At 56.1% G+C, this 21,772-nt stretch carries 26 protein-coding genes; 14 read left to right on the forward strand and 12 right to left on the reverse strand.

The features are described 5' to 3' along the window. Positions 1-32 precede the first annotated feature (32 nt). The 4 genes from CWM57_RS05900 to CWM57_RS05915 all read right to left on the reverse strand — a co-directional run bounded on the left by CWM57_RS05900 (position 33) and on the right by CWM57_RS05915 (position 2,239). Positions 33-920: a manganese catalase family protein gene (locus CWM57_RS05900; RefSeq protein ID WP_100631739.1), complete on the reverse strand. Its 888-nt coding sequence runs from the start codon at positions 918-920 to the stop codon at positions 33-35. Between the two features lie 16 nt (positions 921-936). Further along, positions 937-1,443 (reverse strand): ferritin-like domain-containing protein, encoded by a 507-nt coding sequence (locus tag CWM57_RS05905; RefSeq protein WP_074386277.1) that lies wholly within the window; start codon positions 1,441-1,443, stop codon positions 937-939. A 26-nt stretch (positions 1,444-1,469) separates the two neighbouring features. Next, on the reverse strand, positions 1,470-1,964 hold the full coding sequence (locus CWM57_RS05910) for a ferritin-like domain-containing protein (RefSeq protein WP_074386278.1): 495 nt from the start codon (positions 1,962-1,964) through the stop codon (positions 1,470-1,472). Between the two features lie 89 nt (positions 1,965-2,053). Then, a complete protein-coding gene (locus CWM57_RS05915) occupies positions 2,054-2,239 on the reverse strand; it encodes a general stress protein (protein WP_004150795.1) in 186 nt (61 codons plus the stop codon). Positions 2,240-2,849: 610 nt separating this feature from the next. Here CWM57_RS05915 and CWM57_RS05925 point away from each other — a divergent pair. After that, positions 2,850-4,043, forward strand: coding sequence for a zinc-dependent alcohol dehydrogenase (locus CWM57_RS05925; RefSeq protein WP_074386279.1), 1,194 nt, complete (start codon positions 2,850-2,852; stop codon positions 4,041-4,043). Positions 4,044-4,150: 107 nt separating this feature from the next. Then, positions 4,151-4,378 carry a DUF1272 domain-containing protein gene (locus CWM57_RS05930; RefSeq protein WP_012542149.1) on the forward strand — a complete coding sequence of 76 codons (228 nt, stop codon included), beginning with the start codon at positions 4,151-4,153 and terminating at the stop codon, positions 4,376-4,378. A gap of 54 nt (positions 4,379-4,432) precedes the next feature. On the opposite strand, the gene CWM57_RS05935 is transcribed toward CWM57_RS05930, so the two are convergent. Beyond that, positions 4,433-4,978, reverse strand: coding sequence for a cysteine hydrolase family protein (locus tag CWM57_RS05935; protein WP_074386280.1), 546 nt, complete (start codon positions 4,976-4,978; stop codon positions 4,433-4,435). Between the two features lie 293 nt (positions 4,979-5,271). After that, positions 5,272-5,913 carry a GntR family transcriptional regulator gene (locus tag CWM57_RS05940; RefSeq protein ID WP_074386281.1) on the reverse strand — a complete coding sequence of 214 codons (642 nt, stop codon included), beginning with the start codon at positions 5,911-5,913 and terminating at the stop codon, positions 5,272-5,274. 172 nt (positions 5,914-6,085) lie between these two features. Here CWM57_RS05940 and CWM57_RS05945 point away from each other — a divergent pair, with 172 nt between their 5' ends. From CWM57_RS05945 to CWM57_RS05960, 4 genes are all read left to right on the forward strand, one after another. Next, positions 6,086-6,559 carry an OsmC family protein gene (locus CWM57_RS05945; RefSeq protein ID WP_074386282.1) on the forward strand — a complete coding sequence of 158 codons (474 nt, stop codon included), beginning with the start codon at positions 6,086-6,088 and terminating at the stop codon, positions 6,557-6,559. 136 nt (positions 6,560-6,695) lie between these two features. Then, positions 6,696-7,019: an antibiotic biosynthesis monooxygenase family protein gene (locus CWM57_RS05950; RefSeq protein WP_012542151.1), complete on the forward strand. Its 324-nt coding sequence runs from the start codon at positions 6,696-6,698 to the stop codon at positions 7,017-7,019. Further along, entirely contained in the window at positions 7,012-7,404 is a 393-nt protein-coding gene (locus CWM57_RS05955; protein ID WP_074386283.1) for an amino acid-binding protein, read from the forward strand. Before CWM57_RS05950 ends, CWM57_RS05955 begins: the two co-directional genes overlap by 8 nt. Continuing rightward, the gene (locus tag CWM57_RS05960; protein ID WP_074386284.1) at positions 7,401-8,114 is read left to right on the forward strand and encodes an ArsR/SmtB family transcription factor; all 714 of its coding nucleotides are present in this window, start codon (positions 7,401-7,403) and stop codon (positions 8,112-8,114) included. The genes CWM57_RS05955 and CWM57_RS05960 overlap by 4 nt, the downstream gene beginning before the upstream one ends. A gap of 116 nt (positions 8,115-8,230) precedes the next feature. On the opposite strand, the gene CWM57_RS05965 is transcribed toward CWM57_RS05960, so the two are convergent. Together CWM57_RS05965 and icd are read right to left on the reverse strand one after the other, a co-directional pair. Beyond that, positions 8,231-8,671 carry a GNAT family N-acetyltransferase gene (locus CWM57_RS05965; protein ID WP_064143977.1) on the reverse strand — a complete coding sequence of 147 codons (441 nt, stop codon included), beginning with the start codon at positions 8,669-8,671 and terminating at the stop codon, positions 8,231-8,233. A gap of 281 nt (positions 8,672-8,952) precedes the next feature. Further along, positions 8,953-10,203: an NADP-dependent isocitrate dehydrogenase gene (gene icd, locus CWM57_RS05970; RefSeq protein ID WP_008806032.1), complete on the reverse strand. Its 1,251-nt coding sequence runs from the start codon at positions 10,201-10,203 to the stop codon at positions 8,953-8,955. Between the two features lie 240 nt (positions 10,204-10,443). On the opposite strand from icd, the gene rluE reads away from it, so the two are divergent. Genes rluE through purB form a run of 5 tightly spaced genes read left to right on the forward strand, consistent with a single transcriptional unit; the run spans position 10,444 to position 14,801 of the window. After that, the gene (gene rluE / locus CWM57_RS05975) at positions 10,444-11,094 is read left to right on the forward strand and encodes a 23S rRNA pseudouridine(2457) synthase RluE (protein ID WP_032729972.1); all 651 of its coding nucleotides are present in this window, start codon (positions 10,444-10,446) and stop codon (positions 11,092-11,094) included. Positions 11,095-11,110: 16 nt separating this feature from the next. Further along, the gene (locus CWM57_RS05980; protein WP_061155057.1) at positions 11,111-11,569 is read left to right on the forward strand and encodes an NUDIX hydrolase; all 459 of its coding nucleotides are present in this window, start codon (positions 11,111-11,113) and stop codon (positions 11,567-11,569) included. 56 nt (positions 11,570-11,625) lie between these two features. Further along, positions 11,626-12,732 carry a tRNA 2-thiouridine(34) synthase MnmA gene (gene mnmA / locus CWM57_RS05985; RefSeq protein ID WP_074386605.1) on the forward strand — a complete coding sequence of 369 codons (1,107 nt, stop codon included), beginning with the start codon at positions 11,626-11,628 and terminating at the stop codon, positions 12,730-12,732. Between the two features lie 53 nt (positions 12,733-12,785). Then, positions 12,786-13,427 (forward strand): high frequency lysogenization protein HflD, encoded by a 642-nt coding sequence (gene hflD / locus CWM57_RS05990; protein ID WP_004140557.1) that lies wholly within the window; start codon positions 12,786-12,788, stop codon positions 13,425-13,427. 3 nt (positions 13,428-13,430) lie between these two features. Further along, positions 13,431-14,801, forward strand: a complete 1,371-nt coding sequence (gene purB / locus CWM57_RS05995; RefSeq protein WP_100675757.1) for an adenylosuccinate lyase — start codon at positions 13,431-13,433, stop codon at positions 14,799-14,801. A gap of 54 nt (positions 14,802-14,855) precedes the next feature. Here purB and CWM57_RS06000 read toward each other — a convergent pair whose 3' ends face one another. Further along, positions 14,856-15,218 (reverse strand): cupin domain-containing protein, encoded by a 363-nt coding sequence (locus CWM57_RS06000; RefSeq protein WP_074386307.1) that lies wholly within the window; start codon positions 15,216-15,218, stop codon positions 14,856-14,858. An 83-nt stretch (positions 15,219-15,301) separates the two neighbouring features. Continuing rightward, positions 15,302-16,108, reverse strand: coding sequence for an AraC family transcriptional regulator (locus CWM57_RS06005; RefSeq protein ID WP_074386308.1), 807 nt, complete (start codon positions 16,106-16,108; stop codon positions 15,302-15,304). Between the two features lie 282 nt (positions 16,109-16,390). Here CWM57_RS06005 and phoP point away from each other — a divergent pair, with 282 nt between their 5' ends. The 3 genes from phoP (at position 16,391) to CWM57_RS06020 (ending at position 19,735) form a co-directional block, all read left to right on the forward strand. Beyond that, the gene (gene phoP / locus CWM57_RS06010) at positions 16,391-17,062 is read left to right on the forward strand and encodes a two-component system response regulator PhoP (RefSeq protein WP_004150807.1); all 672 of its coding nucleotides are present in this window, start codon (positions 16,391-16,393) and stop codon (positions 17,060-17,062) included. After that, on the forward strand, positions 17,062-18,528 hold the full coding sequence (gene phoQ / locus CWM57_RS06015) for a two-component system sensor histidine kinase PhoQ (RefSeq protein ID WP_074386309.1): 1,467 nt from the start codon (positions 17,062-17,064) through the stop codon (positions 18,526-18,528). Before phoP ends, phoQ begins: the two co-directional genes overlap by 1 nt. Before the next feature lie 85 nt (positions 18,529-18,613). After that, a complete protein-coding gene (locus CWM57_RS06020; RefSeq protein WP_012542214.1) occupies positions 18,614-19,735 on the forward strand; it encodes a cupin domain-containing protein in 1,122 nt (373 codons plus the stop codon). Positions 19,736-19,872: 137 nt separating this feature from the next. Here CWM57_RS06020 and CWM57_RS06025 read toward each other — a convergent pair whose 3' ends face one another. Then, positions 19,873-20,364 carry an REP-associated tyrosine transposase gene (locus CWM57_RS06025; protein WP_088717287.1) on the reverse strand — a complete coding sequence of 164 codons (492 nt, stop codon included), beginning with the start codon at positions 20,362-20,364 and terminating at the stop codon, positions 19,873-19,875. A 156-nt stretch (positions 20,365-20,520) separates the two neighbouring features. Beyond that, positions 20,521-21,753, reverse strand: coding sequence for a peptidase T (gene pepT / locus CWM57_RS06035; protein WP_100675758.1), 1,233 nt, complete (start codon positions 21,751-21,753; stop codon positions 20,521-20,523). Between the last annotated feature and the right edge of the window lie 19 nt (positions 21,754-21,772).

Here is a 21,772-nt window from a genome sequence, read left to right on the forward strand (position 1 = left end):
CGCCCCGGCGGCAGCCGGGGCTCATGCGAACATCACTTAGCCGATGATGACGTGTTTTGCTTACCAGCACCGAGTTCGGCGCCGGTCAAAGGATCACCCTGCGGGTCAGACTGCGTTCGCTTCAGCATCGCTTTGCACAGCGCTTCCTGCTCTGGCGTCAGGCCGACAGAAGCGCTGCCATCTCCGCCATCCACGGCCGGCTGCGGATCCTTGACATAATCGAAGTGTTTGTCACTGTTCCAGCTGCCGCGTACTTCTCCACCTTCAGACATATTGTAGTAGGTGTTAGCGTACTCGCTAATGGGCGGCAGTTTGCCCGGCGGATAGTTGTTGCGAATCGACTGCAGCGCCTTCTCAAAAGAGAGCTGATGCGCCGCTTCGCGGGTCATCAGGAACGCCAGCGCGTCTTTCACGCCGGGATCGTCGGTCACGTTGATCAGGCGTTCATAGACGATCTTCGCCCTCGCCTCTGCGGCAACATTCGACCGCAGGTCGGCGGTGGGTTCACCGATAGTATCAATGTAGGCCGCCGTCCACGGCACGCCCGCCGAGTTGGTCAGCGGGGGACCGCCGCCGTACAGCAGCGAGGTAATATGGCTGTCATTGCCGTTGGCGGTGAGCGAACGATAGAGTTCCGCCTCGCTCTCGGTGCCCTCCGCCAGAGCTCCTTTGGCCCCTTTATTCAGCATGCCGACCAGGGTGCCAATGATCTCCAGATGGCTCAGCTCTTCTGTCGCGATATCCATCAGCATATCTTTGCGGCCGGGATCGTCATCGCTTAATCCCTGAGTGAAATAACGACACGCGGCGGCCAGCTCGCCCTGAGGACCGCCAAACTGTTCGAGCAGTAAATTCGCGAGCCCCGGATTGGGTTCAGCAACGCGCACGGTATACTGCAGTTGTTTCACATGACGAAACATAGGCCTGCCTCCTGGGTTATTTTTTCGCTTCTACGCCGTCAGCATCTGAACGCAGGAGAAACTGTTCCGTGGTCTGAGGAATATGTTTGATCAGCCAGTCAGCCATGGCCTGCTCTTCTGCCAGAATGGCTTCGATAGCCGGGATGGAGGCGGTATCGCCCGCTTTTTCAGCCGCCGCCAGCAGAGAGGTGTAGCAGGCGATCTCAAATTGCTCGAAGACGTACCCGCTGATCGAGCCTTTGACGATTTCATCGGAAGGAAAGATCCCGCCGATGGACTGGCCGAGAGCCGCCATTTTACTCATCGAATCTTTAATCACCGAGCGCGAAATGTCGTTGCGGTCGAGGATCTCTTCCAGCACGGTAATTTGCCGTTTGGTCTCATTAATATGCTGTTCAATTCTGGCACGGAGATCCGGATAATTATCGATACGGCCAGCCATCGATTCCAGCATGGATTCTGCCTGCTTTTCCATGGCATGCGCATCGCGTAGCCAGTCATGATAATGTTCAACGTGATTCATCGTCATTTCCTCGTGTCAGGGAGCGTTTATTTTTCCGCTTTTTTATTAATATGACCTACCGCCAAATCGGTTAATTTAACGTCGGTTTGCTTTTCTTCTTCCAGCGTTTCGGCCAGCAATTTGACCGCTTTTTTATAGCCCAGCTGTTCTGCCAGGGTGACCAGGGTACCGTAACTGGCTATTTCGTAATGCTCGACCTTTTGCGCAGCGGCAATTAGCGCAGCATCTCGTACCTCATTTTTTTCCGTGCTCTCAACAACTTCATTGGCCTCTTCGATTAATCCTTCCATGGCCACGCATTTCATGCGTTTGATTTTCAGGCCGGATTCCTGCTCAATAATCTGGTCAATACGTTCAATCTGGCCCTGGGTTTCTTCGAGATGAGCATTGAACGCCGCGCTGAGTTTTTCACTGGACGCCGCTCTGGCCAGTTTAGCCAGCCCGCGGGTTAATTGTTTCTCTGCGCTGTAGGTATCTGAGAGCAGGTGAATAAATACATCTTCAATGCTTTTCATATTCATAGAAATACCTTCTGGAGTCAGAAAATAACTGCGAGTCTATACAGACTCGCAGGAGATACTTTCACTTCAGGGTGCAAGGAAAAGGATAATCAGGAATTATCGGACTTGCGGCCACCGCCGTGGCTGTTTTGTCCGCCTTTTTTACCCGCTTCGGACGCACGCTGCGGATCATTTTTAAAGTTCCCGCCGCTGTGCTGACCACCTTTACGACCTGCTTCAGAAGCTTTTTCACGGTCTTCAGCAAAATTACCGGAACCACCACGATGCTCTGCCATATTTCACCTCATGTATATTGGTTATGTCAGTACGATACGAAAATATTCCGTATCACTCGTCGTTCGATATTTAACTCTAGCGGGTAATGCTGGTTAGTCAAATTATTATTCCGTTTTCACGACGTCTTTCAGCAGTAATTCGGAATAATTCTACAACACACATTAAAAATAACCAGACGGCACATCACCGCTAACTTACTGTGTTCAGGAAAATAATACCTGCAGTCCTCACGTTATCTATACAGACGAAGTACCCCTGTTGAGGTATATAACGAAGCGGTGCAGTGAGGCTTCGTCGGCATGAAATTCAGAAGTTTTCTAAAGATGACCAATAAAAAAAGCCGCTGGGGGAGCGGCTATCAAATAAAAAAATGGAGCGAATATCATACCTGATTAAGGCTAGTCTTCTTCATCCTAATATGCAAATAACCCAACAAACCAAACGTGAAATAAGCGAAGCGTAAAATCCATTCAGCAATTTAAATATCACACGCTTCCATTATTTGTACTCTACGCTTTATTTTTACGGTGGTTTATCGGTGGCCATCGCGTCAGGTCAATATGCCTTTGCGCCTGATGCGGTCAGCCGTTCTCTCCAGGAGACTACGCTATGAAAGCACTCACTTATCATGGTCCCCATCATGTCAGCGTCGACACCATGCCCGACCCGGCCCTTGAAGCGCCGGACGATATTATACTGCGCGTCACCGCGACGGCGATTTGCGGTTCCGATCTCCATCTTTACCGCGGAAAGATCCCCGGCACGCACCACGGCGATATTTTCGGCCATGAATTTATGGGGGAAGTGGTGGAAGCGGGTTCCGAGGTCACCGCGGTCCGCAAAGGCGACCGGGTGGTTATCCCGTTTGTGATCGCCTGCGGAGACTGCTTCTTTTGTCGTCTGCAGCAGTATGCCGCCTGCGAAAGCACCAATAGCGGCCAGGGGGCGACGCTCAACCGAAAAGGCATTTCGCCACCGGCGGCCCTGTTTGGCTATAGCGATTTGTACGGCGGCATCCCGGGCGGCCAGGCAGAATATGTACGGGTCCCCAAAGCCAATACCGGACCATTTAAAGTGCCTGACACCTTACCCGATGAAAAGGTGCTGTTTCTGTCAGATATTCTGCCCACCGCCTGGCAGGCAGTAAAAAACGCCGAGATCAAACCCGGCAGCAGCGTGGCTATTTTTGGCGCCGGCCCGGTAGGCCTGCTGTGCGCCTCCTGCGCCAGGCTCAATGGCGCAGAGCAGATATTTATCATCGATCATAACGATTACCGACTCGATTTCGCGCAGCAGCGCTATGGCGCGATCCCGATAAACTTCGACACCCATGACGACCCGGCGCAGTGGATTATCGATAACACGCCGGGACATCGCGGCGTCGACGCGGTGATTGACGCCGTGGGCTTCGAGGCGAAAGGCAGCCTCACGGAAACCGTCCTCAGCAACCTGAAAATCGAGGGCAGCAGCGGAAAAGCCCTGCGCCAGTGCATCGCCGCCGTGCGCCGCGGCGGTATCGTCAGCGTGCCCGGGGTTTACGCCGGTTTCATTCATGGGTTTATGTTTGGTGATGCCTTTGATAAGGGGCTGACCTTCAGGATGGGGCAAACCCACGTCCATGCCTGGCTGCCGGACCTGCTGGCGCTAATTGAGCAAGGGCTGCTCACCCCGGAGGAGATCGTCACTCACCATATGCCGCTGGAGGAGGCCGCGCGCGGCTATCAGATCTTTGAGAAACGCGAAGAGGCATGCCGCAAAGTCATCCTTGTGCCGGGGATGCGGCCCGGGAAGGCAACGCTTTGAGGCGGAAGTTAATCCGCCCTTCTCGGCAGCCAGTTCGGGCCGTGATATAAAAACAGCATGCGTTGACCCGCCGTCGCTGATACAGCCGTTAACCACAGGAGAAGTTAATGCTCGAGTTACGCCCGAATTGCGAATGCTGTGATAAAGATCTGCCGCCAGACTCACCCGAGGCGTTTATCTGCTCGTTCGAGTGTACTTTTTGCCGGGACTGCATGACGGCGCGGCTGCACGGTCGTTGCCCAAACTGTGGCGGCGAACTGGTGCGGCGCCCTGTGCGTCCGGAAGAGGCGCTGCGGCGGCACCCCGCCTCCACCCTGCGCCGCCATGCACAGTAAAATCGGATGAACTGGCGTGGCAAACGGGAGCCATCGAGCTCCCTTTCTTCACCCTTATTTCTCTGCAGAAAAGTGCCACTCTGCGGCGGTCGATAGCGTCACAAATGGCCCGGCAAGCGTGATATTGTGATGGCCGATAATGTCAGGCGCTGACAACCGTTCGTTATCCATGGTTGAGTGCGCATCCGAGATCAGCACCGTCCGCCATCCCAGCGCCGATGCCGCACGGCAGGTCGTGTCCACGCAGAATTCGGTTTTCATCCCGGCAATAACCAGCTGTTTTACGCCGGCCTGGGCGAGCCGATGTGCAAGGTCAGTGTGCTGGAAACAGGAAGGGTACTTTTTAATAAAGACGATATCCCGCTCGCCGTTAACACCCATCTCAGGCAGCAGTTGGGTTAATGGACTTTGTGCTGAGAACGGAGAATCGTCCGGCCCGGTATGGCGGGCAAAGAAGACGGGCACCTCAGCCTGTCTCGCTTTTTCAATCAGCAGGCAAACGTTCGCCAGAAGCGCATCGGCCTGATACGGAGAAACCGGGCTATGGAAAAGCCCCTGCTGCATATCGATAATTAAAAGGGCATGCTCAGATGAAATCATGATGGGTCTCCATTCAGTGTGTCACGAACGGAGAGGTCTCTCCCCGTCCACATTGGCGGGGAGTGAGGATCTGTTTGTCAGGAGCCGGTCACAGATACGCCCACATCACCGCAGGTTACGGTCGTGGTGGTGGTGACGGTGGTGGTAGGCTGAACTGACGTAATCATTATCTGACCTTCACTGATTCCTTACCGATAAAACATAAGCACCATTAAAACGGCTCTTTTCTTATAGCATTGAGCAGATACGGATGGCAATTTATGCGCGATCAACGCAGCCGCTTTGCACAACCATTAACGGCTTAAGATATAAGTGCGAAGGATTTCACCTGCTGAGAGAATATGTTTCACGGTATACGCCCGCGCCTCCTGTGGATTATTTTGCTGGCAGGCCATCAGGATCTGCTGATGCTCATCCTGGAATTTCAGCGTATCCGACAGCAGTCTGTTCTGAAAAAGCTCATATCTTTCAATCTGCTCGCGCAATTCACCGATCATCTTCAGCAGGCGCTGATTATTGCACTTCCGATAAAGCAGTTCATGAAACTCCCGGTTATATCTCCCCTGCTGCTCGGGTTCAGAAGCGCTGCTCAGTAGCTGATGCACCAGCGCTGCCCGGGCAAGCGTTTCCGGGTCCATATTCTCCAGGCTATGAAAAATGGCTTCACCTTCCAGGAGTGCCCGCAGCTGATAAATTTCATCGACATCAGCGGCCGTCAGCGTTTTCACCACCGCGCCACGATTTCTGTAAATCTCAACCAGACCTTCGCGCTCAAGCTGCTGTATCGCTTCTCTCATTGGGATACGGCTGACCGCAAACTGACTGGCCAGGTCCCTCTCAACGAGACGGTCGCCATCTCGCAACGTCCCCTTGTTGATTAAGGTTTTTAGCTCACCGGCAAGAATATCGGCGGTCGAACGGGAAGCGGTGTTCATTTGACTCTCTTTACATCACGCATAAATGGTATACCATTATGCCATTAGCATCAGCGTCATGACAACCTTGCGATTCCAACGGCAGCTTCGCTCAGGCAACGCAATAAAACGGGAAGATGCCTCAGCGATGAAAAGCGCATAAATCCCCCCTCCACAGAGAAAAGGCAAACCTATGCAACATGCTTATACCAGCCATATCACATGGACCGGCAATCAGGGCACGGGTACTTCGGGTTACAAGGCTTATGCCCGGACCTGGGATATCGCGGTAAAGGGAAAAAAACCCATTCATTGCTCAAATGACCCATTGCTGGGCGGCGATCCCGGCAAAATGAACCCGGAAGATCTCCTGCTATCTTCTCTTTCAGCCTGTCACATGCTGTGGTACTTACATCTGGCCTCCGATGCCGGCATTACGGTCATGGAATATCAGGACTCGCCGGTGGCAATGGGTGAAGTGTTAAAAGGGGGCGCGGGTCGCTTTATTTCTGCCACCCTCAGGCCGAAAATCACCGTACTACCAGGTACCGATCTCGACGCCGCCACGGCCATTCATCAGCAGATCCATCACGTCTGTTTTATCGCCCGTTCGGTCAATTTCCCGGTCAGTTACCAGCCTGAATTTATTATCTTTAACGCAGAGTAACGCGTTTCTGGGACGGTAATTCGGCGCGCAAGCGCTGTGGCTGAGGGTATCCCCCTCAGGCATATTTCGCTACAGACCGAAGCATCCTGCTCGGGCCGTCAGTAGACTGAGGGGAAATTCACCACGGAGCAGACTGATGATTGCGGTACTTTTTGAGGCCGACGCCTTACCAGAAGCACAGGAAAGATATTTACAGCTTGCGGCCGGGCTGACGCCTTTGCTTTCAGACACGCCGGGGTTTATTGCCATTGAGCGCTTTCAGAGCCTGAGTACGCCCGGCAAAATCCTCTCGCTATCCTGGTGGGAAGATGAAGCATCGGTGGCCAACTGGCAGCAAAATGAGCGGCATCTGGCTGCTCAGCGCGAAGGCAAAGCATCGATTTTTTCTTACTACAGAATACGCGTTGCCCGCGTGTTCCGGGATTACGCATCGGATCGGGGAGCGCAGCCAGATGTATGACATTCACGTAATTCTCAGCAACACGCCGGGCTCACTAGGCGCAATGGGTATGGCACTGGGTAACAACGGCGTGGGCCTCGAAGGCGGTGGCGTATTCACCACGCCTGAGGCCGGACATGCGCATTTTCTGGTGGAAGACGGTGAGAAAGCCCGCAGGGTACTGATCGAGGCCGGCTTTGTCGTCAGCAGCGTATGCCATCCTCTGATCAGAAAGTTACCTCAGGAGCGACCAGGGGAACTGGGCGACATCGCAGACACCCTTGCCCGCAACGGCATTAATATTCTGGTACAGTACAGCGACCACCGTAACCGGCTCATTCTCATTACCGATGATGACACCCGGGCAGCGGAAGTGACCAAAAAATGGGCCATACTTTCTGAATGAATCTCCTGAAAACGCAGCAAGACAGTGAGCCAGAGGAGGCGCTGGAAACCGCTATGGCGATGGTAGCCTCAGCCCTCTCTGACCCGTCAAGGGTCAGTATTCTGTGCGCGCTGATGGACGGGCGCGCATGGACGGCAACCGAACTCAGTACGGTCGCCGAGGTGTCCGCCTCCACCACCAGCGGACATCTTGCCCGACTGCTCAGCAACGGGCTGGTGGTGTGTCTCGCGCAGGGGCGCCACCGCTATTACCGCCTGGCTGGCCCGCATATCGCCGCGCTGCTGGAAAACCTGATGGGCGTCTCTATGCAGGCGCATAAGACGCTTCTCCCCAGCACGCCGGTTAACCTTCGTTACGCACGCACCTGCTACGACCATCTGGCTGGCGAGCTGGCGGTGAAAATTTATGAGTTTATGCTGCGGGAAAAATGGCTGGCGGCCGATGGACTGGCCCTGACATCAGCCGGTAAAGCCCAGCTTGAACGCCTTGGCGCAGTACTGAACACCCGCCCACGACGTAAGCCTTGCTGCCCCTGTCTTGACTGGAGCGAAAGACGTTTTCATCTGGGAGGTGACGCCGGTTCGTCGCTGATGGCACTGTTTGAGCAGAAAGGATGGATAACCCGCACGCCGGGATATCGGGAAGTGCAAGTGACGGATAGCGGCAGAGCGGCGCTGTCCCGGCTGTTTAATCTGAAGGTGAGCGGATAGCCAAAGCCATTCTCGCTCCTTAGCAGAAAACGAATAATATCGCTGGCGTTTGCTCTGCAATCATGCCTGCAAAATCAATCATGCAATATCACTTAACGCGTTAAAGCGCAGGCAAATTACAGCAGCTTGTTATAGACGAAAAATTGAGTATCCCGTACAAAGCCATTACGCTCATACAGCGCTTGTGCTCGGGTATTATCTGTCGCGGTACTAAGCATAATAAATGCCGAATCGCTCTCCTTCGCCAGTTGCTCCGCCCGGGAGATTAACGTCTGTGCAACACCGAGCTTGCGAGCGGATTCATCAACGAACAGATCATAAAGCAACCAGATACGCTTCATCTCGAGAGAGCAAAACAAAGGATAGAGTTGCGTAAAGCCTACCGCTTTTCCATCAACCTCGGCGTAAAAAATCACGGATTCATTAAGCTGCAGGCGCTTGAGAATAAAATCTCTGGCTTGCGATGCGTTTTCTTCGACCTCGTAGAAACGACGATAACCGAGATACAGAGGAAGGAGGGTATCCACATCATGTGGTTGGGCTTGATAAATTTTCATACAAAAACCTCATAACAATTACGCCTTTAATTGTATTACAAATAATCCTGTCTGTCTGCCCCTCTACAGGGATGAAGGCTTTGACTGTTGGAAATCCAGACATAAAGTTCTCGAACAGTCATGGCTTTAGTGGGTTCTTTATTGACGGAGTGGGGAAAAAAGCAGTGTGATTTTCAATCAGTTTTGGGGAGAAATTTGGGGTGAGTTTTGGAAAAGATTTTCCAGACGCCAAAAAAACGGGAGCCCATCGGCTCCCGTTTTTACTTAATCCACCAAGGGGATTACATGTTCGCGATAATCGCGTCGCCAAACTCGCTACATTTCAGCAGTTTAGCGCCTTCCATCAGACGTTCGAAGTCATAGGTCACGGTCTTGGCGGCGATAGCGCCTTCCATGCCTTTAACGATCAGGTCTGCGGCTTCGAACCACTGCATGTGGCGCAGCATCATCTCTGCGGACAGGATGATGGAGCCCGGGTTCACTTTGTCCTGGCCAGCATACTTCGGCGCAGTACCATGAGTCGCTTCGAACAGCGCGCACTCGTCACCGATGTTGGCGCCCGGGGCGATACCGATACCGCCAACCTGTGCCGCCAGCGCGTCAGAGATGTAGTCGCCGTTCAGGTTCATACAGGCGATAACGTCGTATTCCGCCGGACGCAGCAGGATCTGCTGCAGGAACGCATCGGCGATCACGTCTTTCACCACGATCTCTTTGCCGGTGTTCGGGTTCTTGATTTTCACCCACGGGCCGCCGTCGATCAGCTCGCCGCCGAACTCTTCGCGAGCCAGCTGGTAGCCCCAGTCTTTGAACGCGCCTTCGGTGAACTTCATGATGTTGCCTTTGTGCACCAGGGTGAGGGAATCACGATCGTTGGTGATCGCGTATTCAATCGCGGCGCGAACCAGGCGTTTGGTGCCTTCTTCAGAGCACGGCTTGATACCGATACCGCAATGTTCCGGGAAGCGAATTTTCTTCACGCCCATCTCATCGCGCAGGAATTTGATGACTTTGTCTGCTTCAGCAGAGTCGGCTTTCCACTCGATACCTGCATAGATATCTTCTGAGTTTTCACGGAAGATAACCATATCGGTCAGTTCAGGGTGCTTAACCGGGCTCGGGGTGCCCTGGTAGTAACGTACCGGACGCAGGCAGACGTAGAGGTCCAGCTCCTGGCGCAGCGCCACGTTCAGAGAACGGATGCCGCCGCCGACTGGGGTGGTCAGAGGACCTTTGATAGCAACGCGGTAGTCACGAATCAGATCGAGGGTTTCAGCTGGCAGCCAGACATCCTGGCCATAGACTTGGGTCGATTTTTCACCGGTGTAAACTTCCATCCAGGAAATTTTACGCTCGCCCTTATAGGCTTTCTCAACGGCGGCATCAACCACTTTCAGCATCGCTGGGGTAACGTCAACGCCGATACCATCACCTTCAATGAACGGGATAATCGGATTGTGAGGGACGTTCAGTTTGCCGTTTTGCAGGGTGATTTTTTGACCTTCCGCCGGAACTACTACTTTGCTTTCCATTAACCTCTCCTTCGAGCGCTTCTGGTTCTGCTCTTCCCTCTTCACGCGAGCCTGGTGTTGGCTGAGTCGGCCAGCTCCAGCGTACCGGGTTTTCCCGCTAAGCGGAGCTATCGCGTCCGTGTCGCCTTCCTGCCTGTAGTGCGAATCGGTTTGAGCAATTTTTTGTTAATAATTTGTAATGAGCATGTCAATACTACCTGAATGTTTGCGTCCATGAAAGGCATTCGTAATTAGGCTATAATGCGGCAATTGATAGAGCCTGAAAATACCATGCAGAAAACTTCATTTAGAAAACATCGCGTTGAGCGATTCAGCACACAACAAGTCACCAGACAACGTAAAGAACACCAGCCAAAAACTGTGATCTTGTTCAATAAACCCTATGATGTGTTGCCACAATTTACCGACGAAGCCGGGCGCAGCACGCTGAAAGATTTTATCCCCGTGGCGGGCGTCTACGCCGCCGGTCGTCTTGACCGCGACAGCGAAGGCCTGCTGGTGCTGACCAACGATGGCGCGCTGCAGGCGAAGCTAACCCAGCCGGGTAAACGCACCGGCAAGATTTACTACGTCCAGGTGGAAGGAGAACCCACCGCCGAGGCGCTGGCCGCGCTACGCAACGGCGTCACGCTCAATGATGGCCCCACCCTGCCTGCTGGCGTGGAAGTGGTGGAGGAGCCCGCGTGGCTGTGGCCGCGCAACCCGCCTATTCGCGAGCGCAAATCGATCCCCACCTGCTGGCTGAAAATCACCCTCTACGAGGGACGTAACCGCCAGGTGCGCCGGATGACCGCCCACGTCGGCTTCCCCACCCTGCGCCTGATCCGCTACGCCATGGGCGGCTATACGCTTGACGGGCTGGCGAATGGCGAATGGCGTAGAGCCGAATAACCGAAAAGGAAAAGCGATGTTTAAACCTCATGTTACTGTAGCCTGCGTGGTCCACGCCGAGGATAAATTCCTCATCGTCGAAGAGACTATTAACGGCAAAGCGCTGTGGAACCAGCCGGCGGGCCACCTGGAGGCCAATGAGACGCTGCTGCAGGCCGCCGAACGCGAACTGTGGGAAGAGACCGGCATTCGCGCCACGCCGCAGCACTTCATCCGCATGCACCAGTGGGTCGCTCCCGATAACACGCCATTTCTGCGCTTCCTGTTCGCCATCGAACTTAGCGATCTGTGCGCCACCGAACCGCATGACAGCGATATCGATCGCTGCCTGTGGCTCAGTGCTGAGGAAATTCTTAACGCGCCGAACCTGCGTTCACCGCTGGTTGCCGAAAGCATTCGCAGTTATCTGCAGGACCCGCGCCAGCCGCTGTCGCTGATTGGCGCATTTAACTGGCCGTTCACAGGGGGTGAATGAACGGTGAGCGCGTGCTAGAATACGCCGCCTCGAAGTTCAATGTAGCGAGTATTTCCATGTCAGAAAGCCAGAAAAAAGTGATCGTCGGCATGTCCGGCGGCGTCGACTCCTCGGTCTCCGCGTACCTGCTGCTGCAGCAAGGGTATAAGGTGGAAGGCCTGTTCATGAAGAACTGGGAGGAAGACGACGGCGAGGAATACTGCACCGCCGCCGCCGACCTTGCCGACGCGCAAGCGGTCTGCGATAAGCTGGGCATTGAACTGCACACCGTTAACTTTGCCGCCGAATATTGGGATAACGTCTTTGAGCTCTTCCTGGAAGAGTACAAAGCTGGCCGCACGCCGAACCCGGATATTCTGTGCAATAAAGAGATCAAGTTTAAAGCCTTCCTCGAGTTTGCCGCCGAAGACCTCGGCGCCGACTACATCGCCACCGGGCACTATGTGCGCCGCGCCGATGTCGACGGCAAAAGCCAGCTGCTGCGCGGCCTCGACGGTAACAAAGATCAGAGCTACTTCCTCTACACCCTTAGCCACGAGCAGATTGCCCAGAGCCTGTTCCCGGTGGGTGAGCTGGAAAAACCGCAGGTGCGTAAAATCGCCGAAGAGCTGGATCTGATCACCGCGAAGAAAAAAGATTCCACCGGCATCTGCTTTATCGGCGAGCGTAAATTCCGCGATTTCCTTGGCCGCTATCTGCCGGCGCAGCCGGGCAAAATCCTCACCGTCGACGGCGAGGAGATCGGTACCCATCAGGGGCTGATGTACCATACGCTGGGCCAGCGTAAAGGGCTGGGTATCGGCGGCACCAAAGAGGGTAGCGAAGATCCGTGGTACGTGGTGGATAAAGACGTTGAGAACAATATTCTTGTCGTCGCCCAGGGCCATGACCACCCGCGCCTGATGTCCGTCGGCCTGATTGCCCAACAGCTGCACTGGGTTGACCGTGAACCGCTGCGGGGCACCCTGCGCTGCACGGTGAAAACCCGCTATCGCCAGACCGATATCCCCTGCACCGTCACCGCGCTGGATGAAGACCGTATCGAAGTTCGCTTCGATGAGCCGGTCGCGGCGGTCACCCCGGGCCAGTCCGCGGTGTTCTATTTAGGTGAAGTATGCCTCGGCGGCGGTATTATTGAACAACGACTGCCTCTGCAGTCCTGAACGCGCGTTATTTCCGTCGGGACGAACCGCCCGACGGCTGACAAGGAGTATGTGTGGCGAAGAATTACTATGACATCACGCTGGCGCTGGCTGGCGTTTGCCAGGCGGCACGACTGGTTCAGCAACTGGCGCATCAGGGACATTGCGACAGCGATGCCCTGCATGTGTCGCTGAACAGCATCATCGACCTCGATCCCGAGTCGACGCTGGCGGTGTTCGGTGGCAGTGAAGCCAATCTTCGCCTCGGCCTTGAAACGCTGCTCGGGGTGCTCAATACCAGCAGCCGTCAGGGCCTCAATGCTGAACTGACGCGCTATACCCTGAGCCTGATGGTGCTGGAGCGCAAGCTCGCCGCCAGTAAAGGGGCGATGGACACGCTCGGCAACCGCATCGCTGGCCTGCACCGTCAACTGGAACATTTTGACCTGCAGTCCGAAACGCTGCTCAGCGCCATGGCAGGCATCTATGTTGACGTGATAAGCCCACTGGGGCCGCGTATTCAGGTGACCGGCTCCCCTGCCGTGCTGCAAAGCCCGCAGGTGCAGGCGAAAGTTCGCTCAGCGCTGCTGGCGGGTATTCGCGCCGCGGTGCTCTGGCATCAGGTGGGCGGCGGACGTCTGCAGCTTATGTTTTCCCGTAATCGTCTGGTTAACCAGGCAAAGCAAATTCTTGCTCATTTAACCCCGGAGTTGTGATCTATGGAATTATCCTCACTGACCGCCGTTTCCCCTGTAGACGGCCGCTACGGCGATAAAGTCAGCGCGCTGCGCGGTATCTTCAGCGAATTCGGTTTGCTGAAATTCCGCGTTCAGGTGGAAGTACGTTGGCTGCAAAAACTGGCCGCCCACGCAGCGATCAAGGAAGTTCCTGCTTTTGCTGCCGACGCAAACGGTTTCCTTGACAAAATCGTCGCCGATTTCAGCGTCGAAGACGCTGAGCGCATCAAAACCATCGAGCGCACCACCAACCACGACGTGAAAGCGGTAGAGTATTTTCTGAAAGAGAAAGTCGCTGACGTCGCCGAGCTGCACGCGGTATCAGAGTTTATTCACTTCGCCTGTACGTCTGAAGACATCAATAACCTCTCCCACGCGCTGATGCTGAAAACCGCCCGCGACGAAGTGGTTCTGCCTTACTGGCGCAAGCTGATTGACGCGGTAAAAGATCTGGCAACCCAGTACCGCGATGTGCCGCTGCTCTCCCGTACCCACGGTCAGCCGGCAACGCCGTCCACCATGGGTAAAGAGATGGCGAACGTCGCCTACCGTATGGAGCGCCAGTACCGTCAGCTGAACCAGGTGGAAATCCTCGGTAAAATCAACGGCGCGGTGGGTAACTACAACGCCCACATCGCGGCCTACCCGGAAGTCGACTGGCATCAGTTCAGCGAAGAGTTCGTCACCTCGCTGGGCATTCAGTGGAACCCGTACACCACCCAGATCGAGCCGCATGACTATATCGCTGAGCTGTTTGACTGCATCGCGCGCTTCAACACCATTCTGATCGACTTCGATCGCGATGTGTGGGGCTACATTGCGCTCAACCACTTCAAACAGAAGACCATCGCCGGAGAGATCGGCTCCTCCACCATGCCGCACAAGGTGAACCCGATTGACTTCGAAAACTCCGAAGGCAACCTCGGCCTGGCCAATGCGGTCATGCAGCACCTGGCCAGCAAACTGCCGGTTTCCCGCTGGCAGCGCGACCTGACCGACTCCACCGTCCTGCGTAACCTCGGCGTGGGCATCGGCTATGCGCTGATCGCCTATCAGTCCACCCTCAAAGGGATCAGCAAGCTGGAGCTGAACCAGGATCGCCTGCTGGACGAACTGGATCACAACTGGGAAGTACTGGCTGAGCCGATCCAGACCGTGATGCGCCGGTACGGTATCGAAAAACCGTACGAGAAGCTGAAAGAGCTGACCCGCGGCAAACGCGTTGACGCGGAAGGGATGAAGCAGTTTATTGACAGCCTCACCCTGCCGGAAGACGAAAAAGTGCGCCTCAAAGCGATGACTCCGGCCAACTATATCGGTCGGGCAACCACCATGGTTGACGAGCTGAAGTAATCGCCTTGCCCCTCTTTCCGGCGGAAAGAGGGGCGTTTTGTCGCCGGAAAGCAATCAGATCCAGACGTCGTTCACCGCCGTCCGCTCGCCGCCCTCATGGCCGGTATTCAGCACGCCACGCGGCTCAATCAGCATGAGCTTCGCTTCCGTCTCCGCCGAGGTCTTATGTTCCACCCCGCGCGGCACGACGATCATCTCCCCGGCCTTCACCAGCACATGTCCGTCGCGGAAGTCCACGCGTAATACCCCCTCCACCACCATCAATGTCTCATCGGTTTCCGGGTGGCTGTGCCAGATAAAATCGCCGGCGATACGCACGATCTTGAACTGATAGTCGTTCATCTCAGCCACCACTTTGGGCTGCCATTGTTCGCTGAACAGGGAAAATTTCTGAGCAAAATTAACGAGTTGATACATGGGCTGTCTCCTTGTGATAAAGGCAGTCAGCATAGTTCGCCTCGCCGCGGTCACGCTTGAACGATTGTGCAACCTGCACCGCGCTAGCCGCGGATCGCCCGCAGCCAGCGGCCCGGAGAGAGACCAAAGCGGCTGATAAACTGGCGCGTCATGTGGCTCTGATCGGCAAAGCCCGCGTCGGCGGCAATATCCACCAGACGTTCCCCGGCGCGCATCCGCTGGCGGCAAAAATCGAGCCGGCGCATCATGACGTAACGCCACGGGCTGGTGCCGTACAGCGTTCTGAAATCCCGGCTCAGGCTCCAGCGGTCCCGGCCGCTCACCTGCGATAAGGTGTCGAGGGTCATATCCTGCATAAAACAGGCATGGATATACTCCCGGGCCCTCTCCGCCGCCTGATAGTCAAATGCCTGGCGACGGGAACGCTGCCCGCCGACCACAGCCAGGGTCTGCGCCAGGTCGTACAGAGCATCCTCTTCCTCCAGCGGCTCGAAGGTGTCCGTGACCGCTTTTAACAACGGCTGCGCGGCGCAACGCAGACGCGGATCCGCCGACAGGCCGCCGGGGATAAACGGCAATGGCCTGCCGCCGAGTATCTTTTGGATCAGCGCCGGTTCGATATAGACCATGCGGTAGTGAAACCCCGCCTCGGTGCCCGCCTCGCCGTCGTGTATTTCGTCCGGGTGAAGCACCATCGTCCCGCCAGGCAGACTGTGCTGTTGCCCGCCGCGATAGTGAAAGCTCTGCACGCCGGCAATCGTCTGGCCGATAGCATAGGTATCATGCCGGTGCGGCTCGTAGCCGTGGCCGCCGAAGAAGGCTTCGATGCGTTCCGTCTGGCTGGGCGACTGCGCCAGCCTGACCCAGTCCGCACTTTTCTGTTGAGACATAATGGATAACCTGCGGCGACATTGAGAGGTGATCCCAGCACTATTACACAAAAAATTAACATCACCAACCCGCGCACTGCCCGCGCCCGCCGCTGGGCGTTTGCTGAAATAACGCATAGAATGAAGGAGTTCCATGCACTATGCGCAAAGGGCATCACCGAATGCTGGCCTGCCTGGCGGTGTTATGCGCCGTTGGTATAAAAAGCTTTATTTAACAGCTGTTTATATTTTGCGTATATAATGAGCGTCAGATTACTATCAACACAGGAAGGGAGAACAGTCATGCGCGTACTCGTGGTTGAGGATAACGCCCTGCTGCGTCACCACCTCAAAGTTCAGCTGCAGGAGCTGGGCCATCAGGTCGATGCGGCGGAAGATGCCAGGGAAGCGGACTACTATCTGGGCGAACATCTCCCGGATATCGCCATCGTCGACCTCGGCCTGCCGGATGAAGACGGACTATCGCTGATCCGCCGCTGGCGCAGCCACGATGTGTCGCTGCCGGTGCTGGTGCTGACCGCCCGCGAAGGGTGGCAGGATAAAGTGGAAGTGCTGAGCGCCGGGGCGGATGATTACGTCACCAAGCCTTTCCATATTGAAGAGGTTGCCGCCCGCATGCAGGCGCTGCTGCGCCGTAACAGCGGCCTGGCCTCGCAGGTGATCTCCCTGCCGCCGTTCCAGGTCGACCTCTCCCGGCGCGAGCTGTCGGTGAATGACCAGCCGATCAAGCTGACGGCCTTTGAGTACACCATTATGGAAACCCTGATCCGCAACCGCGGCAAAGTGGTCAGCAAAGATTCCCTGATGCTCCAGCTTTACCCGGATGCCGAACTGCGTGAGAGCCATACCATCGACGTACTGATGGGCCGGCTGCGCAAGAAAATTCAGGCTGAATACCCACAGGACGTCATCACCACGGTGCGCGGCCAGGGCTATCTGTTCGAACTGCGCTGATGAAGGGATTGTTGCGACATATCTTCCCGCTGTCATTACGGGTTCGCTTCCTGCTGGCGACCGCCGGGGTCGTGCTGGTGCTGTCGCTGGCCTATGGCATGGTAGCGCTGGTGGGCTACAGCGTCAGCTTCGATAAAACCACCTTCCGCCTGCTGCGCGGCGAGAGCAATCTCTTCTATATGCTGGCGAAATGGGAGAACGGCGCTATTGACGTCGATATCCCGGAAAATCTGAATATGGAAAGCCCGACGGTGACCCTTATCTACGATGAGAAGGGTAAACTGCTGTGGGCGCAGCGCGATGTCCCCTGGCTGGCGAAACGCATTCAACCGGAATGGCTGAAGAGCAATGGTTTCCATGAGATCGAAGCCGATGTCGACAGCAGTAGCATGCTGCTGCGCAACAACCACGAGATTCAGGAACAGCTGGACGCCATCCGCGAGCAGGGCGACGATTCGGAGATGACCCACTCGGTGGCGATCAACCTCTACCCGGCCACCAGCAAAATGCCCCAGCTCAGCATTGTGGTGGTCGATACCATTCCGGTGGAGCTCAAGCGCAGCTATATGGTATGGAGCTGGTTTATCTACGTGCTGGCCGCCAACCTGCTGCTGGTGATCCCCCTGCTGTGGGTCGCCGCCTGGTGGAGCCTGCGGCCTATCGAGTCGCTGGCGAAAGAGGTGCGTGAGCTGGAGGAGCACCACCGCGAAAAGCTCAATCCCAACACCACCCGCGAGCTGACCCGGCTGGTCAGCAACCTTAACCGCCTGGTTCGCAGCGAGCGTGAACGCTATGACAAATACCGCACCACCCTCACCGATCTCACCCACAGCCTCAAAACGCCGCTGGCGGTGATGCAGAGTACGCTTCGCTCGCTGCGCGGCGAGAAGATCAGCGTCGACGAGGCGGAGCCGGTGATGCTGGAGCAGATAAGCCGCATTTCGCAGCAGATTGGTTACTATTTGCATCGCGCCAGCATGCGCAGCGGCGGTACCCTGCTGAGCCGGGAACTGCACCCGATCGCCCCCCTGCTCGACAGCCTGACCTCCGCCCTCAACAAGGTCTATCAGCGTAAAGGGGTCAATATCTCGCTCGACATCTCGCCGGAGATCACTTTTGTCGGCGAGCAGAACGATTTTATGGAAGTGATGGGTAACGTTCTCGATAACGCCTGTAAGTACTGTCTGGAGTTCGTGGAAGTTTCCGTGCGCCAAACCACCGACAGCCATCTGCATATTCTGGTGGAAGACGATGGCCCGGGGATCCCGCAGAGCCAACGCCGCGCCGTCTTTGACCGCGGCCAGCGGGCAGATACGCTGCGTCCCGGCCAGGGTGTGGGGCTCTCCGTCGCCCGCGAAATCGTCGAACAATATGACGGGGAGATTATCGCCGGCGAAAGCCTGCTCGGCGGCGCCTGCATGGAGGTGGTGTTTGGCCGCCAGCTGATGGAAGATAAACAGGGTTAATCATTGAGTTTTTTAACGGCGCCTGCATCGCCGGGGCGCCGCATCCGTTATAATCCCTGTCAGACACCTGCAGTGGAATATCAATATGGATTATCAATTAACGCTTAACTGGCCCGACTTTATCGAACGCTACTGGCAAAAACGGCCGGTGGTACTGAAGCGCGGCTTCGCCAATTTTATCGACCCCCTAAGCCCGGACGAACTGGCTGGACTGGCCATGGAGAGCGAGGTCGATAGCCGCCTTGTCAGCCATCAGGATGGAAAATGGCAGGTCAGTCACGGTCCCTTCGAAAGCTACGATCACCTGAGTGAAAACAACTGGTCCCTGCTGGTGCAGGCGGTTAACCACTGGCATGAACCCTCAGCGGCGCTGATGCATCCGTTCCGCGCTCTGCCGGACTGGCGTATCGACGATCTGATGATCTCCTTCTCGGTACCCGGGGGCGGCGTCGGTCCGCATCTGGATCAGTATGATGTGTTTATCATTCAGGGCACCGGCCGTCGGCGCTGGCGCGTCGGGGAAAAGGTGCCGATGAAACAGCACTGCCCGCATCCGGACCTGCTGCAGGTTGACCCCTTCGAGGCGATCATCGATGAAGAGATGGAGCCGGGCGATATTCTTTATATTCCGCCAGGATTCCCGCATGAGGGGTATTCGCTGGAAAACTCGCTCAACTATTCGGTCGGCTATCGCGCGCCGAATGCCCGCGAGCTGTTCAGCGGCTTTGCCGACTACGTTCTCCAGCGCGAACTGGGCAGCCAGCGCTACGCCGATCCGGACGTGCCGTCGCGCGACCATCCGGCGGATATTTTACCCGTCGAACTCGACCGCCTGCGCGAGATGATGTTGGGGCTGATTAACCAACCAGAGCACTTTAAACAGTGGTTCGGCGAGTTTATCACCCAGTCGCGTCATGAGCTCGACGTCGCGCCGCCGGAGCCGCCGTATCAGCCAGATGAAATTTACGATGCCCTGCAGCAGGGCGACACGCTGGAACGGCTGGGCGGCCTGCGGGTGCTGCGCATTGACGGCGAGGTGTTCGTCAATGGTGAGAAGATCAACTCCCCGCACCGCCCGGCGCTGGACGCCTTAGCCACCCATCTGACGCTGCGCGCCGACCATTTTGGCGATGCGCTGGAAGATCCTTCTTTCCTCGCCATGCTGGCAGCGCTGGTCAACAGCGGCTACTGGTTCTTTGGCGACTGAGCCATCATCCTGCCCGGCGGCGCTGCGCTTGCCGGGCCTACGGGTTCTGCGGTCACCGGTTGGACCGTAGGCCGGATAAGGCGAAGCCGCCATCCGGCACTTTGTGGTTTCGATGGCGGCGATGTCTTACCCGAGCATTATCGCCTCTCGCCTGCATCAAATTCGCTTACCTCACCCGCCCAATCCGGCGGATACCCTCCCCGGCGCACGTCGCGATGAAAGGTCGAATACGGCCAATCCTCTACCCGACGGACATGACCGTGCTTAACGGGATTGATATAAACGTAATCCATATGCCGCCGGTAATCTTCTTCATTACGGATGGCATGTTCCCAGAAGCGCGGCTGCCAGATAGAGCGCTGTGCCAGCGCCCGGGTAAACGTTTTTTTAATATCCCGCCAGCGACCAGAATAATCGGTATCCCCCTCAGGCAGGGTCCAGATGCAGTGCATATGCTCTGGTAAAACCACCCAGCTATTAATCAGAAAAGGTTTTTTGCTTTTAACAAACGCTGTAGCGGCACGCAGATGATCAATATGCCGCGTCAGGAGATCGCTGTGGCGATTTTGCAGGTTAACGGTGAAGAACCAGCAGCCGCCGGGGAGATAACTGCGACGATAATCAGACATGTGAGGTTCCCTCCTCATTGCCAGCCTAAAAGCTTTTGCCCGGCGGCGCTGCGCTTGCCGGGCCTACAAACAGCACGGGTTACGTAGGCCGGATAAGGCGAAGCCGCCATCCGGCATCTTGTGCGACACGCAGAATGACCGGGCTGGTTGCGAAGGCTATTTCCCTTTTCGTGCCGCCGTCAGCTCGGCGATACGCACGATCACCTGCACCGCCTTCTCCATCCCTTCCAGGGTGACAAACTCATGTTTGCCATGATAGTTGTAGCCGCCGGTAAACAGGTTCGGGCACGGCAGGCCCATAAACGAGAGCTGCGCGCCGTCGGTGCCACCGCGGATCGGCTTCATTTGCGGTTCAATATCGCAGTCCACCATCGCCTGGCGGGCAATATCGACCACATGTGGATGGGCGATCACCTGCTCATGCATGTTGTAATAACTGTCCTCGATTACCAGCTCGATATAGCAGTCCGGGTGCAGCCCCTTGCCGACCTTTTTGGCGATCTCCATCATCTTGCGTTTACGCGCCTCAAAGTGCTTGCGGTCAAAATCGCGGATGATGTAGTGCATCTCGGCCCGATCCACGCTGCCTTTGATGCTGGTGAGGTGATAAAAGCCTTCATAACCTTCGGTGGTCTCTGGCGCCTCGTCGGCTGGCACTTCGGCATGAATGCGCGCGGCCAGCGACAGCGCGTTGACCATCACCCCTTTTGCGGTGCCGGGATGCACGTTATTGCCGACAATCTTGATGGTCACCGAGGCAGCGTTGAAGTTTTCAAACTCCAGTTCCCCCACGCCACCGCCGTCGACGGTATAGGCCCAGCGGGCGTCAAAGGCCTCGACATCGAAATGCTTCGCCCCTTTTCCGACCTCTTCATCGGGGGTGAAGGCCACGCGGATATCGCCGTGGGGGATGTTTTTCGCCTGCAGGGTCGCCAGCGCGGTCATGATCTCGGCGATGCCGGCCTTGTCGTCCGCCCCCAGCAGCGTTTTCCCGTCGGTGGTGATCAGCGTCTGTCCCAAAAGCTGATGCAGAACCGGGAACATCACCGGGGAGAGCACCTCATCGCCGATGCCCAGCGCGATATCGCCGCCGCGATAGTTTTCGACAATCTGCGGATTAACGTTTTTACCGCTGAAATCCGGGGAAGTATCGACGTGAGAGATAAAGCCGATGGCCGGGATATCGCCCTCCACGTTGGCGGGCAGGGTTCCCATTACCGTCCCTTTTTCACTCAGCGTTACCTTGACCAGTCCCATTTCTTCCAGCTGCGCCTGCAACAGGCGTAACAGCTTCCACTGCCCTTCCGTGCTGGGGATCTGACGAACGCCAGGCTTCGACTGCGTGTCCAAAGAAACGTACTGCAAAAAACGCTCAAGCAATTTATCCATGTAGCCACCCTCTTCTTTT

This window comes from Klebsiella sp. G-Nf4 (assembly GCF_002810615.1).
Taxonomy (GTDB): domain Bacteria; phylum Pseudomonadota; class Gammaproteobacteria; order Enterobacterales; family Enterobacteriaceae; genus Klebsiella; species Klebsiella variicola.

Bases quoted from the DNA above. Each gene is read 5' to 3' on its own strand.
- CWM57_RS05945 (WP_074386282.1), top strand. From the start codon at position 6,086: ATGCAACATGCTTATACCAGCCATATCACATGGACCGGCAATCAGGGC.
- pepT (WP_100675758.1), bottom strand. From the start codon at position 21,753: ATGGATAAATTGCTTGAGCGTTTTTTGCAGTACGTTTCTTTGGACACG.
- rluE (WP_032729972.1), top strand. From the start codon at position 10,444: ATGCGGCAATTGATAGAGCCTGAAAATACCATGCAGAAAACTTCATTT.
- CWM57_RS05910 (WP_074386278.1), bottom strand. From the start codon at position 1,964: ATGAATATGAAAAGCATTGAAGATGTATTTATTCACCTGCTCTCAGAT.
- CWM57_RS05915 (WP_004150795.1), bottom strand. From the start codon at position 2,239: ATGGCAGAGCATCGTGGTGGTTCCGGTAATTTTGCTGAAGACCGTGAA.
- CWM57_RS05980 (WP_061155057.1), top strand. From the start codon at position 11,111: ATGTTTAAACCTCATGTTACTGTAGCCTGCGTGGTCCACGCCGAGGAT.
- icd (WP_008806032.1), bottom strand. From the start codon at position 10,203: ATGGAAAGCAAAGTAGTAGTTCCGGCGGAAGGTCAAAAAATCACCCTG.
- CWM57_RS05905 (WP_074386277.1), bottom strand. From the start codon at position 1,443: ATGAATCACGTTGAACATTATCATGACTGGCTACGCGATGCGCATGCC.
- CWM57_RS05935 (WP_074386280.1), bottom strand. From the start codon at position 4,978: ATGATTTCATCTGAGCATGCCCTTTTAATTATCGATATGCAGCAGGGG.
- CWM57_RS05960 (WP_074386284.1), top strand. From the start codon at position 7,401: ATGAATCTCCTGAAAACGCAGCAAGACAGTGAGCCAGAGGAGGCGCTG.
- CWM57_RS05950 (WP_012542151.1), top strand. From the start codon at position 6,696: ATGATTGCGGTACTTTTTGAGGCCGACGCCTTACCAGAAGCACAGGAA.
- CWM57_RS05925 (WP_074386279.1), top strand. From the start codon at position 2,850: ATGAAAGCACTCACTTATCATGGTCCCCATCATGTCAGCGTCGACACC.
- CWM57_RS06005 (WP_074386308.1), bottom strand. From the start codon at position 16,108: ATGTCTCAACAGAAAAGTGCGGACTGGGTCAGGCTGGCGCAGTCGCCC.
- CWM57_RS06000 (WP_074386307.1), bottom strand. From the start codon at position 15,218: ATGTATCAACTCGTTAATTTTGCTCAGAAATTTTCCCTGTTCAGCGAA.
- CWM57_RS05955 (WP_074386283.1), top strand. From the start codon at position 7,012: ATGTATGACATTCACGTAATTCTCAGCAACACGCCGGGCTCACTAGGC.
- CWM57_RS05965 (WP_064143977.1), bottom strand. From the start codon at position 8,671: ATGAAAATTTATCAAGCCCAACCACATGATGTGGATACCCTCCTTCCT.
- CWM57_RS05930 (WP_012542149.1), top strand. From the start codon at position 4,151: ATGCTCGAGTTACGCCCGAATTGCGAATGCTGTGATAAAGATCTGCCG.
- CWM57_RS06020 (WP_012542214.1), top strand. From the start codon at position 18,614: ATGGATTATCAATTAACGCTTAACTGGCCCGACTTTATCGAACGCTAC.
- CWM57_RS05940 (WP_074386281.1), bottom strand. From the start codon at position 5,913: ATGAACACCGCTTCCCGTTCGACCGCCGATATTCTTGCCGGTGAGCTA.
- purB (WP_100675757.1), top strand. From the start codon at position 13,431: ATGGAATTATCCTCACTGACCGCCGTTTCCCCTGTAGACGGCCGCTAC.
- CWM57_RS06025 (WP_088717287.1), bottom strand. From the start codon at position 20,364: ATGTCTGATTATCGTCGCAGTTATCTCCCCGGCGGCTGCTGGTTCTTC.
- phoQ (WP_074386309.1), top strand. From the start codon at position 17,062: ATGAAGGGATTGTTGCGACATATCTTCCCGCTGTCATTACGGGTTCGC.
- CWM57_RS05900 (WP_100631739.1), bottom strand. From the start codon at position 920: ATGTTTCGTCATGTGAAACAACTGCAGTATACCGTGCGCGTTGCTGAA.
- phoP (WP_004150807.1), top strand. From the start codon at position 16,391: ATGCGCGTACTCGTGGTTGAGGATAACGCCCTGCTGCGTCACCACCTC.
- mnmA (WP_074386605.1), top strand. From the start codon at position 11,626: ATGTCAGAAAGCCAGAAAAAAGTGATCGTCGGCATGTCCGGCGGCGTC.